Raw genomic sequence first — 14270 nt, 5'->3', positions numbered from 1 at the left:
GTCCCCCCCCAGGTCTACCCCGGACTCCTTTCCTCCCTCCCTCAGCTTCCGGGTCATGCTTCGCACGTTCTTGCGCACCTACCTCATCGGCGCCAACTTCAACACTCGCGGAATGCAAAATGTCGGCTTGGCCCTGGCTCTGGAGCCCGGGCTGACCGTCATTCATCGCAATGCCCAGGAGTTGCGCAAGGCCCGGCGTCGGTCTCTGCAACACTACAACACACATCCCTTCTGGACGCCGCTTCTGGCTGGTATTTTCTTGTCCCTGGAACGGGACATCGCCCGAGGAGTGCTGCCGCCGCCCGTGTTGCAACGGGTCAAAAACACCACGACCTACACCCTGTCCGCCCTGGGGGACTCCTTTTTCAGCGGCGCGGCCCTGGTTTTTTGCGTCCTGATCCTGACGCTGTTGCTTGTACACGGATGGGCGGGATTGGCGTGGATGTGGCTGATCTGCTGTTTTCTGGGTGTGCAGGTGTTCAAACTGGTGACCTTTGTAGGTGGATTTCGGGAAGGCATCGCGTTTCTGAGCCGACTGAAACGCTGGAACCTGATCAACTGGGGGCAGCGGATCAAGCTGGTCAATGCTGGACTGTTGCTTCTGCTCTGGTGGCGGCTTTGGCCCGAGTTGCGCGTCGAGGGCGGCCCGGAATGGGCGTGGATTTTCTGGACTGCCGCGGTGCTGTGCTGTGCTTTCGGTTATTTCCGTTTGCGCGTGTCCCGTGCCTGGTTCGTGTTGGCCTTTCTTACAGTCTGGGTTGGGCTGTGGACCGCTTTAAGCAGAGGGCTGTGAAGTCAGGTTCAGGAGTCAGAGATCTGGATTCAGAATTCAGGATACGGGAGTCGGAAGGTGAAGATGGGAGACGGGAGCGTTGGTGCTGAAAGTCTGGAGACGCTGCCCGCGAAACCTCCAAATCAGGTTGACGTTGGTATGGAAACACTTGATGTGGTGAGTCGGAAGGTCTTCGTGGCCAATGAGCTGGGACTGCATGCTCGTCCAGCGGCTCGTCTGGCCCGGGAGGCCCAAAAATATTCGGCGCGGATCACCTTGCTCTCCCAGGAGCAGGAGGTGGACGCCAAGAGCATTCTCGACCTGCTGACTCTGGCTTTGGGCCCAGGGTGCGCCGTGGAGCTTAAGGCCCAGGGAGAGGATGCCCAGGCCGCCCTGGAGCGGCTCGAACAGTTGTTTTTGAACCGTTTTGAAGAGGAACGCTAGTGGCAGTTCACGTCATCCAAGGGATTCCCGTTTCCACCGGCGTCGCCCTGGGGCGAGCCTATTTTTTGAATCGAGGCAGGGCCCGTAACATCCCGCGACAGAATATCCCGGACAGGGACGTCGAGGATGAATTGTTGCGCATGGATCAGGCCTTTTCGCAGGCCTTGGCCGAACTCGAGGACATTCAGGGCCGCGTGCCCGCAGAATTGCTGGAGCATGCGCGGATCATCGACTCGCACATCATGATGCTAAAGGACCCCAAGCTCCTGGAGTCGGCCAAGACCTGCATCCGGAACATGCAATTGAACGCGGAGTGGGCCCTGGAAAAGGCCGTGGCGGACATTGAAACGGTTTTTCGCAGCATTGAGGACGCCTACATCCGTGAAAGGATCCAGGACGTCCGCCTAGTGGCGGGCCGGGTCCAGCAGTATCTGCTGGGCGAGTCTGGAAACAGCCTGCGGTCCATCAATACCCGGATCATTCTTCTGGCCCACGACCTCAGTCCGGCGGACACGGTGGAGCTGGAGGTGGGCAAGATCATGGCTTTCGCCACGGTTACCGGCGGCAAGACTTCGCACACCGGAATCCTGGCCCGGGCCATGCAGATTCCGGCCATCGTCGGCGCGGCCGATCTCGAAGAATCCATCCAGGACGGGCAGTTGATTATCATCGACGGCCTGCAAGGGCGGATCATCGTCGAGCCGGACGAGGAGGAGCTGGCCAGCTTCACGGACCTGAAATACCAGTTCGAGGAGTACCAGGCCGGAATCAACCGTTCCAGCCATCTGCCAGCGGAAACCATCGATGGCTACCGGGTCAAGGTTTTCGCGAACATAGAGCTGCTGGAAGAGGTATCCTCGGTGCTGGGCAACGGCGGCGAGGGGGTCGGGCTGTACCGCACCGAGTATTCTTATCTGAACCGGCTCAAGCTGCCGGACGAGGAGCAGTTGCTGGAGGAATACCAGGACCTGGCCTCGATCATGTTTCCCGGCAAGGTGGTGTTGCGCACCCTGGATGTGGGCGCGGACAAGTTCATGAACCACTTTGGCGGCCTGGACGAGGCCAATCCGGCCCTGGGGCTGCGGGCGGTGCGGTTCTGCCTGCACCATATGGACCTGTTTCGGGTCCAGCTGCGGGCCATATTGCGGGCCAGCGTCCACGAGAATATCTCGTTGATGTTTCCCATGGTGTCGGGGTTGGGCGAGTTGCGCCAAGTTAAGTCCGTGTTCAACAGCGTGCGGATGGAGTTGAAGAAGGAAGGGTTGAAGTACAATCCTGAAATGCCCGTGGGGATCATGATCGAGCTGCCCTCGGCCATGATTACGGCGGACATCCTGGCCACGGAGGTGGACTTTTTCAGCATCGGAACCAACGACCTGATCCAGTACAGCCTGGGCATCGACCGGACCAACTCCTTCGTTTCCTATCTGTATCAACCGCTGCACCCGGCCCTGGTCCGGATGATCAAGTACGTGGTGGACGCCGGGCATCGGGCCGGGATCGAGGTGAGCATCTGCGGGGAAATGGCCGCGGACCCCTACTGTATCCCGGTGCTCATGGGCATGCATGTGGACTGCCTGAGCATGAATCCCCAGGCCGTGCCGGTGATCAAGCATATTATTCGCCAGGCGACCATGGAGGAGTGCAAGGCCCTGCTTAAGGACGTCCTGGCCAGCAAAACCGTGGGACGCAACAACAAGCTGGTCAAGGACAGCATTTTCCGTCGCCATCCCAGTGAACTGATGTTCTATTCTTCCCTGCTGGACGAGGGGTACTGATGAAACCGAAAAGCGACGGGACCCGGCTGATTGGCCAGAACAAGAAAGCCCGCCACGAATACGAAATCCTGGAAACCCTGGAGGCCGGCCTGGCGCTGATGGGCTCGGAGGTGAAATCCCTGCGCGACGGCAAGGTTAGCTTCAAGGACGGATACGTTCGGTTCACGAGCGGCGATGCGGTGCTGGTGGGCGTGCATATCGCCCCGTACGCCCACGCCGTGCATACCGGACACGAACCGGAACGCCCACGCAAACTGCTCCTGCACCGCCACCAGATCGAGGCCTGGAGCGCCAAGACCGCCCAGAAGGGCCTGACCGTGGTGCCGCTAAAAATGTACTGGAAAGCCGGTCGGGCCAAGGTCGAAATAGGCCTGGCCCGAGGCAAGAAATACCACGATCAGCGCGAGGACCTCAAACGTCGGGCCATGGATCGGGATCTGGCCCGGGAGATGTGATTTTTATCCCCTCATGCCCCTGACAACCACTCAACGCGCCTTTCTCCGCGGCCAGTTTCCCGGCGACGACTACTTAGAGCAGCCGGAGGCGACCTGCGTGTACGGGACGGACGCCAGTCGGCGGTTCGCTTTGCCGTGGGCCGTGGTGCGTCCACGTTCGGTGGAGCAGGTCCGGGAGCTATTGACTTGGGCGCACCGGGAGGAGGTTCCGCTGTTTCCCCGAGCCAGGGGGACCAACGTGGTGGCCGGGTGCGTGCCCCAGGGCGGAGGGGTGGTGGTATCCTGTCTGGCCATGGACCGGGTGGATATCCAAGAAGACGATTTTACGGCCGAGGTCGAGCCGGGGGTGGTCACCGGGGCTTTTCAGTCCCAGGTTCAGGCGCGGGGGCTGTATTATCCTCCGGACCCGGCCAGCGTGCGCTTTTCCACTCTGGGTGGTAACGCGGCCACCTGCGCCGGTGGGATGCGGGCCGTGAAGTACGGCGTGACCCGTGACTACGTCCTGGGTATCGAGGCCGTGCTGCCCGGCGGGGAACTGATCCACACCGGGGCTCGGACGCACAAGAACGTGGTCGGCCTGGACCTGACTCGGTTACTGGTGGGCTCCGCCGGGACCCTGGCCTTTTTCACCAAACTGACGCTTAAACTGCTGCCCCTGCCTCCGGTCCAGGCCTCGCTGATGGTCGGCTACCATTCCTTGGACGACGCGCTGGCCGCGTCCCGGGCCGTGTTCCGGGCCGGGATTCTGCCCGTGGCCATGGAATTGATGCCTGAAGAGGTCCTGGACTGCGTGGCCCGAATTGGCGATTCCCCTTGGAATGATCGGACCAAGGCAGTTCTGTTGCTCAAATGCGATGGCCGGCCGGAAGGGCTGCGGGAAGAGCTGGCATTGATCCGGAGTGCTCTGGAGGGGTGCGGGTCGGTCTTCGTGGAAGAGGGGCGGGACCCCGCGGCCGAGGAACGGCTCTGGGAGTTGCGGCGGATGATCAACCCGGCTTCCTTTCGTCTGGGCCCGGACAAGATCAGCGAAGACGTTTCCTTGCCCCGGGGCAAGGTGGCGGAGGGCATCCTGGGCATCCGGGAAATCGGCCGAGTTCATGATTTGTCGATCCTGACCTTTGGTCACCTGGGCGACGGCAACATTCACGTCAACATCATGCACGACGCCTCGGAAGAGAACCAGCGGGAGCATGCGCTCCGAGCCCGGGAGGCCGTGCTGGAACTGGTGCTCCACCTGGGTGGCGTCCTTTCCGGAGAGCACGGCTTGGGCTTGACCAAGCGCGGCTGGCTGCACCGGCAGGTTGGCCCGGTGGAGTGCGGCCTGTTCTCCCTGATCAAACGCGCCTTTGATCCCAAGGGGATCATGAATCCTGGCAAGGCGTATTGAGTTTTCCCGTTGTCCACGTCCCTCCAAAATTACGCGACACCATGCCCCACGGACTCGGGCGCTTCGACGCGACCCTGTATTCTTTGCGGCAAGTGCCTGGACGTCTGCCCGTTGTTCACGGCCACGGGGCGGGAGGAGTTGAGTCCTCGGGGCAAGTCCTTTTTGATCCGCCAGGCACTGGAGGAAGGCAATCTCCACGATCCGGTCGCGGCCAGCAAACTGCTGGGGCTGTGCCTGGGTTGCGGGCGGTGCGCGGATGGTTGTCCCCAAGGTCGAGACCTGCCGGAACTGCTGCGGGAGGTGAAGGCCGTGCATCCGGGATGGCGGGCCTGGGTCTGGCGGGCCTGGATCCAACAAGCCCGCCATATCTGGCCGTTTCTGGGCCGTTACGCGGGCTTGCTGCCGGACCGATTGGCCGCCGGATCGCTGGATGTAGCGCGGGCCATGGTGCACTTCCCTGCTCGGGCGCGCGGATCCGGCTGCTTTCAGCGGATCTCCGGCGAAGTTGTTTTGCTCGGAGACGCCGTGCTTTTCCCGGGATGTACGGCGCGCTTCGCCAGACCGTGGTGGGTGGCGAACGCGGAGCGGATGCTTGGTGCGGCGGAAAACCGGCTGAAGAGCTTCCCGGATTGGCAATGTTGCGGTTTTACGGTGGCTCAGGCAGGATTACCCGATTTGAACGCCGAAATGCAGTCCCGAAACGTGGCTTTGTGGCGGGAACTGGGACGGCCCACGTTGCTCACCATCTGCGCCACCTGCACCACGGCCCTGCGTGGTTACACGAAAGCGAACGACCTGTTTCAGGACGACCGGGAGCGGCTGGCCTGGGAGGCGGCCGTTCAACCGTTGAGCGGTTTGGTTGACCCGAAAGACTTTCGCGCCGCGGGCATTGGAGATGTATTCTACCACCGTCCCTGTCACGCTCCAACACCGGATCCGGACGCTGCCTTCCTGCAAAACGTCTTCGGAACGAGGCTAGTAGAGAATGAGAGCGCTTGCTGCGGGATGGGCGGTGTAATGCAACTCAGTGCGCCGGGCTTGTCCTCCCAGGTCGCGGCTCGGTATTGGAGCCTGGTGCCTGAGCAAAGCGAACTCATCGTGACCACCGGATGCAGCGGATGCGTTGTCCAACTCGCGGCCACGGCACCCCGGTCCACGGTCGTTGCTCATTGGTTGGAATTGTTTGAGGGGTGATCCCGGGCCGCTATCCATGAATCAAGGCCCTGTTCGGCTGAACGTCCAGGGTTTTCGCGGAATACTAAGGAGAAATGCATGTTCAATTTTATCGTCAAGAAAATTGTCGGATCCAAAAACGAACGGTATCTGAAGAAATTGAATCCAATGGTGGCGACCATCAACAGCCATGAAGAGCGGATGCGCGGGCTGAGTGACGACGACTTTCCGACCAAGGTCCGGGAGTGGAAGGAGCAGGCCCAGAACGGTCGGACCCTGGACGATCTGCTGCCCGAGACCTTCGCCCTGGTGCGCGAGGCTTCCTGGCGAACTCTGAAGATGCGCCATTTCGACGCCCAGTTGATCGGCGGGATGGTTCTGCACCACGGTAAAATCGCCGAAATGAAGACCGGCGAGGGCAAGACCCTGGCCGCGACCCTGCCGGTGGTGCTCAACGCCCTGGCCGGCAAGGGCGTGCACGTGATCACGGTCAACGACTATCTTGCCCGTCGCGACGCGGAGTGGATGGGGCAAATTTATCGATTCCTGGGCCTGGAAGTCGGGGTGATCCTGCACGGGTTGACCGACCCCGAGCGTCAGACCGCATACAACGCCGACGTGACCTACGGCACGAACAACGAGTTCGGGTTCGATTACCTGCGGGACAACATGAAGTTCCGGATGGAGCACTTGGTCCAGCGGGACCTGTTTTTCGGGATCGTGGACGAGGTGGACTCCATCCTGATCGACGAAGCCCGGACCCCGCTGATTATTTCCGGTCCGGCCGAGGATTCCACCGGGCTGTACATGCAGATCAACGCCCTGATTCCCAAACTGAAGAAGGAAGAACACTTCACGGTGGACGAGAAGCTGCGCGCCATCCTGCTCACGGAAGAGGGGGTGATGCGCTGCGAAGAACTGCTCAGCCTGGAGAACCTTTACGATCCGCAAAACATCCGCTTCCAGCATCATATCTTGCAGGCCCTCAAGTCCCACCATCTGTTCAAACGGGACGTGGACTACATCGTGGCCGACGGGCAGGTGGTCATCGTGGATGAGTTCACCGGCCGGACCATGCCCGGCCGCCGCTACAGCGACGGGCTGCACCAGGCCCTGGAAGCCAAGGAATACGTCAAGATTCAGGCCGAGAACCAGACTCTGGCCTCCATCACTTTCCAGAATTATTTCCGGATGTACGACAAGTTGGCCGGGATGACCGGGACCGCGGACACCGAGGCCGTGGAGTTCAAGGAAATCTACAATCTGGACGTGGCGGCCGTTCCCACCCATCGTCCGATGGTCCGGGAAGATCATCCGGACATGATCTACAAGACCCAGGACGACAAGTACAAGGCCATCGCCCAGGAGATCAGCGATCTGCATCAGAAGGGTCAACCCGTACTGGTGGGCACGGTGTCCATCGAGAAATCCGAGATCGTGGCCAAGCTGCTCAAGCGCCACGGGGTTCCACATAGCGTGCTCAACGCCAAGAACCACGAGAAAGAGGCCGAGATCGTGGCCCTGGCCGGCCATAGCGGACAGGTGACAATTGCCACGAATATGGCCGGTCGCGGGACGGACATCGTGCTTGGCGAAGGCGTGGTGGACTTGGGAGGTTTGCATATCATCGGCACGGAGCGCCATGAAAGTCGACGCATCGACAACCAGTTGCGCGGCCGCAGCGGACGGCAGGGCGATCCGGGCAGCTCCCGGTTCTACTTGGCCCTGGATGACGACCTGCTGCGGCTGTTCGGCTCGGACAAAATCGCCGGACTGATGGGGCGGCTGGGATTGCAGGAGGGCGAGGCCATCGAGAACCGGATGGTATCCCGGGCCATTGAAAACGCCCAGCGCAAAGTGGAGGCTCACAACTTCGAAATCCGCAAGCAGCTTTTGGACTTCGACAACGTGATGAACCAGCAGCGGGAAGTGATTTACACCCAGCGCCGGGAAATCATGGCCAGCAAGGATCTGGAAGAAATGGTCGAGTCCTTCGTCCACGACTTGGTGGAAGACGTCTATACCCCGGTGCAGGACAAGGATGCGGACGACGAGGCTCGTCAGGAAGTCCGGGTCCGGCTGGGCGAGATTTTCGGGCTGGGGCGGGTCCATCCTCTGCCGGAGGATAAACTGCCCAGTCAGGACGAAACCGTGGAGCTGATTCGGGGGGTTCTGGACAAGCTCAGGAAGGACGCCCCTCAACATTATCTGGAGATTCTGCGCTATTTTTTGCTGGACAGCCTGGACCGGGACTGGAAAGAGCATCTGCTGAACATGGACGGCCTGCGCGACGGCATCGGCCTGCGCGGCTACGGCCAGAAAGATCCCAAGCAGGAGTACAAGCGCGAGGGCTTCGAACTGTTCCAGGCCATGCTGCACTTGATCAAGGAGCACACGCTACGCAACCTTTGCCACCTGCGTCTGAACGTGGTCCGGGAAGAACAGTTCCAGCACGAGGAGAAGCCCCAGAAATTGCAGTACTCCGGCTCTGATCAAAAAGCCCCGGCCAAGGAGCCCGTGCGTCGGGATCAGCCCAAGGTCGGCCGCAATGAGCCCTGCCCCTGCGGCAGCGGCAAAAAACACAAGAAATGCTGCGGAGCCGCGGGGTAGAGCGCGGCGCTCCGTCTAAACGATGAAAACTCAAAAGAGAGGACGAAATGCCGTCGTTCGATATCGTGAGCAAGGTTGATTTGCAGGAAGTGGACAATGCCGTGAACAACGTCCGCAAGGAACTGGATACGCGGTTTGACTTCCGGAACGTGAAAACAGACCTGGATTTGAACCGCAAGGAAAAAGTCCTGCATGTGGTCACCGGGGACGAGATGAAAATCCGGGCCATTCAGGATTTGCTCAAGGTGCATTTCACCCGGCGCAAACTGGATCCCAGAAGCCTGGAGTTCAAGGAACTGGAGGCCACCAGTCAAGGGCGGGTGAAGATGGACATCCTGATCAAGGAAGGTATTTCCAAGGATACGGCCCAGAAAATCGTTAAACTGATCAAGGCGCAAAAGCTGAAAGTCCAGGCCGCGATCCAGGATGAGCAGGTTCGGGTCACCGGCAAGAAGATTGATGATTTACAAGCCGTGATCAAGCTTCTGGACGATCAGGAACTCGACGTACCCTTGCAGCACGTGAATATGAAAAGCTGAAAAGACCTGAGCCGATCCATGCGTCCATCCAGCAACTGGACCATCCCCAATGTAATCACCATGTTCCGGATCGTTCTCGTTCCGGTGTTCGTGATGATGTTCATTGATCAGCGGTTCGGCGCGGCGTTGCTGATTTTTCTGATCGCCGGGGTGAGCGACGGGTTGGACGGTTTTTTGGCCCGTGTGCTCAAGCAGCGGTCGCAACTCGGGGCCATGCTGGACCCTATCGCGGATAAGCTGCTGCTGATCACGGCGTACTTTTGCCTCGGGTTTGTTGGGTTGTTGCCGGGCTGGCTGGCCGTGCTGGTGATCAGTCGAGACATGATGATCATCGGGGGGATGGCCCTGCTGCACTTCTGGGGCGTGGACGTCCGCTCGCGCATTCATCCGACGTGGTTGAGCAAGTTCAATACATTTGGTCAAATCGCACTGATCATCGCCGTCCTGGCCAAGCACTCCTTCGGCCTGCCATGGCACGGGGTTGTCCAGCTCCTCGTGGGTATGGTCACGACGACCACGGTGCTTTCCGGAGCGCACTACATTTATGTTGGATTGGGACATTTTCCTGGAGATGGTGAAAAGCAGGGACAGTAGAGCGAATTTCGTCATGCTTCCCCGGTTTTCCATTCGGGGGGGATGAAGTTCAAAATTTTGGCGGGTAAAAAAATTTTTATTTCCCGTCAAAAAAATGATTTTTTGGCTTGACATCCTTGTCCTGGTGGACATAGAAGGTTCCCACCTGACGAAGGAAGACTTCGTTGCGGCATGGGTGAATGCGAATTTTTCTTTGGGATTGCAAAAGGAGGAAGGTATGAAAAGATTAGTTTGTTTGGCCGTTTTGGTCGCCTTCATTCTCGGTACGGCGGGCATGGCTTCCGCCATCGAGTTGAAGGCTAAAGGCTGGTGGCGGGTTCACTTCAATTACCTCGACAACTGGGATTACGGCGCGATCCAGCAGGCAACCGGGAAGCGGGCCGAGTATGACCGGTTTGACGGCTGGCAGCGGATGCGCACCCAGTTTGAATTTGTCGCCAATGAAAACCTCAAGGGCGTTTTGCAGATGGAAATCGGCAATGCCCGTTGGGGTTCCGATGGTTTTGAGCTTGGCGCCGGCGGACGGAGCAACAACATCAAGACGCGCTTCGCCTATCTTGACTTCAATTTTCCCGGCACTCCCGTCAATGTGAAGGCTGGACGTCAGCCTGTTGCTCTGCCGAGCGCCATGGGATCTCACATCCTCGAGTCTGAAGGCACCGGCGTCCTGGTCGGCGTTCCGTTTTCAGACATGGCCGGCCTGACGCTGGGCTGGGTCCGTGCTTTTGATTACGACAGGGCCAACCCCAATGACATCACCAAGAAGTGGGATGACGAAGTTGATGCCTTCGTGGCCGTGGTGCCCATAGCTTTGGACGGCCTGAAGTTGAATCCCTTTGCCGCTTACACTCGCTGGGGCAAGGACTTCACCGGAACCGACAAGAACGCGAACATGATGCACTTTGGTTTGAATTTTGACGTTTCCATGCTCAATCCCATCGGCATCAAGGGTGATTTCAACTACGGCACCATGAAGTGGAACGACAGGCCCAGCGTGAAGCAGTCTGGTTGGGTAACCGTTCTGGCCGTGGATTACGCCATGGACATGATGACCCCCACCGTGTTCGGTTGGTATGAGTCCGGCGAAGACAAGGACTTCATCAGTGGCGGCGACTCCAAGCGCATGCCCGTGATTGAAACCTACGGCGGCGCTTTCGGTCCCGGTGTTGGCTTTGGTCAGCAGACGGCCCTGGCCGGCGACAGCTACTTCCGCTACATGCTGGGCTTGATGGCCTTCGCTGGTACGGGCGACCTGTGGGATGTCTGGCAGAATGACCAAGGCGCGGTTGGTTCCGTGGCCCTGGGTGCTGGGCTGAAGAAAATTCAGTTCATTGACGGCGTCTCCCATGACCTGACCGCTTTCTACATGAAGGGCACCAACCACGATAACAACATCCACCTGTTCACCAAGAAAGACAACTACTGGGAAGTGACTTTCAACAACAGATGGCAGATGTATGAGAACTTGGCCCTTTTGGCTGAATTCGCCTACGGCAAGGTCAGCTTGGACGACCTGAACACCCGCGGTGCCGACAGGCGCAGCGACTGGTTCGACAAGGCCATGAAGCTCGGCAAAGTCGGCTTCGTCTTCAATTTCTAAATCAGAAGAACGCATTCACTCGCCAGATACAAGGCCGGGGCATTTGCCCCGGCCTTTTTTCGTGCTTGCTTGGGCTTTGAGCCTCCAACCCGTTTGGCCTTTGGGTGTTGTTGCCATTGGCAAACAATCGAGGCCTGCCGCGGGACATCCGTTTCGCCTTGATCGGCATCACCCTTTTTGCTCGGTTGCTTGATTCCAGCCTCACGTGTAGAAAGAAGCAATGGAAGCGGCTGCCTTTTCAACCATGACAGTCTCGTTGAACGATTGTGCCCGTGTTTTGAGCTTGACCATTCCAGGGAGATAAAACACGCACTGGAATGCGTCGAGGCCGGAGGGAGGATAATCTTTCGCCCCTCCCCGCCTCGACAATTCGGAATGATAGGTCAACTATCAGGATGGTTCATTTCGTCGGGATATTTGATTGACACTTTTTTGAGGCTGAAAATTTATTTTACGCATGGATGATTGTCATCCGGCGCAGGGGCAACCCCCCGTGGTTGCCTTTTTCGAGGCATTTTCCCAAGTCTGAACCATCCCCAAACATCCGGGAATATTATCACGTTAACCTCTTGAGAAACTCCGCGCCAGAAGGCTTCCATCTTGTGGCGTTGTGCGACCATGCTCATGTGATCAGCGAGGAATGAATGCAGACGGTTCAAGCACTTTCAGTACTGGTTTTGGCGGCGGGCAAAGGGACGCGGATGCATTCCGACAAGCCCAAGGTGCTGCACACGCTGCTGGGTGAACCAATGTTGTGGTATGTCTTGGAGGCCTTAAGGCCCTTGGCGGCTGAGGGGACGTACGCGATCATCGGGCACGGCGCGGACTTGGTCCGGAAACAGTTCCCGGATGAACGATTCATTTTGCAGAAAGAGCAGTTGGGGACCGGACATGCCGTGCTTTCGGCTTGGCCCGAAGTATTGGCCGCGAATGTCCAGTGGTGTCTCGTGATCAACGGAGATACGCCGTTGATCGACGGTGTGATGCTTGAACGGTTCTGCACTGCCATGATGCACGATGAGGTCGATCTGGCCTTCGTGTCGACAACCCTGGAAGACCCTTCGTCCTACGGGCGGGTTATACGCGACGGTTCCGGCTTGGTTCGCGGGATCGTTGAAGCCAAAGATTTTGATCCGAAACGCCACGGAGAGCCCTCCGGCGAAATCAACGCCGGAATATACTTGCTGCGCGTTGAAACCCTTGGGCCGCTGCTTTCCAAAATTTCAGCCGACAACAAGCAGGGCGAATACTATCTGACCGATCTTGTGGACCTTGCTGTGCGTGATGGTCTTCGGGTTGGGACTTTCAATGCCGGGGATGTCGGCGATTCCTTGTCTTGTATGGGTGTGAACAGTCCCCTGGAATTGGCTGACTCCGAAGATGTGCTTCGTCGCCGCGCTGTTCAGGCTTTGCAGCGAGGCGGCGTGACGATCCATTTGCCCGATACCGTGAGCATCGGTCCGAGGGTGCTGGTGGAGCCTGGTGCGGAGATTTTCGGCCCCTGCGAGTTGTACGGTGCCGTTCATATTTGCCGGGGGGCGGTCCTGGAATCCCATACCTGGATCAAGAATGCCCGTATCGGCTCCGGCAGCGTCGTCCGTTCCTTTTCGCACCTTGAGGGGGCCACTGTGGGTGAGGGCTGTATCGTGGGACCATATGCTCGCTTGCGACCGGACGCGGTTCTGGAAACGGGTGCGCGAATTGGAAATTTCGTTGAGATGAAAAAGGCCCGGCTGGGAAAGAATGCCAAGGCCAGTCATTTGACGTATCTCGGCGACGCTGAGGTCGGAGAGGATGTCAACATCGGTGCCGGGACCATAACCTGCAACTACGACGGCAAACGCAAACACCTCACTGAAATCGGTCCAAGAGCCTTTATCGGCAGCAATACCGCGCTGGTGGCCCCGGTCAGGATCGGGGCCGACGCTCTGGTGGGAGCGGGCTCAGTGATCACCAAGGACGTGCCGGATGCCTCCTTGGCCGTGGCCCGCGGAAAGCAGCGGTGTTTCGCTAGGCGGAAATCGGAAGAGCCGGGTGTTTAAATCGAAGAACGTTCCGGTGAAATTATTTCTTGATCATTTCAGTCTTTCCAGGATATGTGAAACGCATGGACATACTCACTCAGTTTGAAGAGAAAATTGATCGACTGTTGCAACGGATTCAAGCCGTTGAAGATGAGAATCTTCGCCTCCTGGAAGAGCTGGAGGCGGAGAAAAATCAGAAACAGGAAGTTTTGAATCGGATTGACAACCTCTTGAAGAAAATTCAAGAAGCGGCTATTTGATTTGCTCATGCCCAGTCATACCATATCGGTCTTGGGGCTGGAATTGGCCTTCAAGGCTGATGCGGATCAAGCCCAGGTAGTTGCTGCCAGAAAGGAGATTGAAGAGCGGTTCGCCGTGCTGAAAATACAGGGCAAGCATATGAGCAGGGAAAAACTCCTGGCGTTTTTGGCGCTGGGACTAGCGGATGACTATCTCCTGACATGCAAAAAATTGGGGCAGTTGGAGAGAAAGCTGGAAAAATTGCTTCACCGGATGGAACAAGACGATACTGCCGGGAATAATATTGATACACAGTCGGAATAATTCATCCCCTGGAAGGTTCGTGATCATCGAGTACTTTTTTGAGCCAATATAGTCCCAACGGGAGCCGCTTCCAACCGGGCGGTGCGCAGACCCAGTCGCCTGGGGAGCCTGAAGTCCGGACAGTGGCGCCCACCTTGCAAAGCAAGGTTCAAAGAAGCTCATGACACGGCTTTCCGGGGTTTTATCGATACACGAGCCTGTTGTTTCTTCGATATTGCTCCATTCAACAGAACCCTTCGGCTTGTCGCCGTTAACGTCCTTCCAGCCTCCCCCCGAAACACCCGGTTTCGGCTTTTTGATCTCCCCCAAACCATATGACGCCATAATTGT

Annotated in this window: 13 protein-coding genes and 1 other RNA gene; all 14 read left to right on the top strand. The window is 58.3% G+C overall.

Annotated elements, in window-relative coordinates:
- The coding region (locus tag C6366_RS16765; protein ID WP_146164896.1) for a PTS system mannose/fructose/sorbose family transporter subunit IID at positions 1-793 on the top strand (793 nt) is incomplete at its 5' end.
- A 138-nt stretch (positions 794-931) separates the two neighbouring features.
- Positions 932-1216 carry an HPr family phosphocarrier protein gene (locus tag C6366_RS16760; protein WP_107740032.1) on the top strand — a complete coding sequence of 95 codons (285 nt, stop codon included), beginning with the start codon at positions 932-934 and terminating at the stop codon, positions 1214-1216.
- The gene (gene ptsP, locus C6366_RS16755) at positions 1216-2994 is read left to right on the top strand and encodes a phosphoenolpyruvate--protein phosphotransferase (RefSeq protein WP_107740021.1); all 1779 of its coding nucleotides are present in this window, start codon (positions 1216-1218) and stop codon (positions 2992-2994) included. The genes C6366_RS16760 and ptsP overlap by 1 nt, the downstream gene beginning before the upstream one ends.
- The gene (smpB, locus tag C6366_RS16750) at positions 2994-3449 is read left to right on the top strand and encodes an SsrA-binding protein SmpB (RefSeq protein ID WP_107740019.1); all 456 of its coding nucleotides are present in this window, start codon (positions 2994-2996) and stop codon (positions 3447-3449) included. The genes ptsP and smpB overlap by 1 nt, the downstream gene beginning before the upstream one ends.
- 13 nt (positions 3450-3462) lie before the next feature.
- The gene (locus C6366_RS16745) at positions 3463-4836 is read left to right on the top strand and encodes an FAD-binding oxidoreductase (RefSeq protein ID WP_107740017.1); all 1374 of its coding nucleotides are present in this window, start codon (positions 3463-3465) and stop codon (positions 4834-4836) included.
- 9 nt (positions 4837-4845) lie between these two features.
- Positions 4846-6030: a (Fe-S)-binding protein gene (locus tag C6366_RS16740; RefSeq protein WP_107740015.1), complete on the top strand. Its 1185-nt coding sequence runs from the start codon at positions 4846-4848 to the stop codon at positions 6028-6030.
- Positions 6031-6108: 78 nt separating this feature from the next.
- The gene (gene secA, locus C6366_RS16735) at positions 6109-8619 is read left to right on the top strand and encodes a preprotein translocase subunit SecA (protein ID WP_107740013.1); all 2511 of its coding nucleotides are present in this window, start codon (positions 6109-6111) and stop codon (positions 8617-8619) included.
- A gap of 47 nt (positions 8620-8666) precedes the next feature.
- Entirely contained in the window at positions 8667-9158 is a 492-nt protein-coding gene (locus C6366_RS16730) for a YajQ family cyclic di-GMP-binding protein (protein WP_107740011.1), read from the top strand.
- Positions 9159-9176: 18 nt separating this feature from the next.
- The gene (locus C6366_RS16725) at positions 9177-9752 is read left to right on the top strand and encodes a CDP-alcohol phosphatidyltransferase family protein (RefSeq protein ID WP_107740010.1); all 576 of its coding nucleotides are present in this window, start codon (positions 9177-9179) and stop codon (positions 9750-9752) included.
- Positions 9753-9846: 94 nt separating this feature from the next.
- On the top strand, positions 9847-11352 hold the full coding sequence (locus C6366_RS16720) for an outer membrane homotrimeric porin (protein WP_107740009.1): 1506 nt from the start codon (positions 9847-9849) through the stop codon (positions 11350-11352).
- Positions 11353-11996: 644 nt separating this feature from the next.
- Complete coding sequence (gene glmU / locus C6366_RS16715; RefSeq protein WP_107740008.1) at positions 11997-13394, top strand: bifunctional UDP-N-acetylglucosamine diphosphorylase/glucosamine-1-phosphate N-acetyltransferase GlmU; 1398 nt, start codon at positions 11997-11999, stop codon at positions 13392-13394.
- A gap of 65 nt (positions 13395-13459) precedes the next feature.
- The gene (locus tag C6366_RS20145) at positions 13460-13636 is read left to right on the top strand and encodes a hypothetical protein (protein WP_199221551.1); all 177 of its coding nucleotides are present in this window, start codon (positions 13460-13462) and stop codon (positions 13634-13636) included.
- Between the two features lie 7 nt (positions 13637-13643).
- A complete protein-coding gene (zapA, locus tag C6366_RS16710) occupies positions 13644-13940 on the top strand; it encodes a cell division protein ZapA (RefSeq protein WP_107740030.1) in 297 nt (98 codons plus the stop codon).
- Positions 13941-13942: 2 nt separating this feature from the next.
- Positions 13943-14124, top strand: a non-coding RNA gene (gene ssrS / locus C6366_RS16705) — 6S RNA.
- The last annotated feature ends 146 nt before the right edge of the window (positions 14125-14270 follow it).

It is taken from the genome of Desulfonatronum sp. SC1 (assembly GCF_003046795.1).
GTDB lineage: Bacteria > Desulfobacterota > Desulfovibrionia > Desulfovibrionales > Desulfonatronaceae > Desulfonatronum.
This window is presented reverse-complemented; position numbering and strand designations above follow the sequence as displayed.

Excerpts from the sequence above, each read along its gene's own strand:
- glmU (WP_107740008.1), top strand. The coding sequence starts at position 11,997 with ATGCAGACGGTTCAAGCACTTTCAGTACTGGTTTTGGCGGCGGGCAAA.
- C6366_RS16720 (WP_107740009.1), top strand. The coding sequence starts at position 9,847 with ATGATTTTTTGGCTTGACATCCTTGTCCTGGTGGACATAGAAGGTTCC.
- C6366_RS20145 (WP_199221551.1), top strand. The coding sequence starts at position 13,460 with ATGGACATACTCACTCAGTTTGAAGAGAAAATTGATCGACTGTTGCAA.
- C6366_RS16725 (WP_107740010.1), top strand. The coding sequence starts at position 9,177 with ATGCGTCCATCCAGCAACTGGACCATCCCCAATGTAATCACCATGTTC.
- C6366_RS16760 (WP_107740032.1), top strand. The coding sequence starts at position 932 with ATGGAAACACTTGATGTGGTGAGTCGGAAGGTCTTCGTGGCCAATGAG.
- secA (WP_107740013.1), top strand. The coding sequence starts at position 6,109 with ATGTTCAATTTTATCGTCAAGAAAATTGTCGGATCCAAAAACGAACGG.
- C6366_RS16745 (WP_107740017.1), top strand. The coding sequence starts at position 3,463 with ATGCCCCTGACAACCACTCAACGCGCCTTTCTCCGCGGCCAGTTTCCC.
- C6366_RS16730 (WP_107740011.1), top strand. The coding sequence starts at position 8,667 with ATGCCGTCGTTCGATATCGTGAGCAAGGTTGATTTGCAGGAAGTGGAC.
- smpB (WP_107740019.1), top strand. The coding sequence starts at position 2,994 with ATGAAACCGAAAAGCGACGGGACCCGGCTGATTGGCCAGAACAAGAAA.
- zapA (WP_107740030.1), top strand. The coding sequence starts at position 13,644 with ATGCCCAGTCATACCATATCGGTCTTGGGGCTGGAATTGGCCTTCAAG.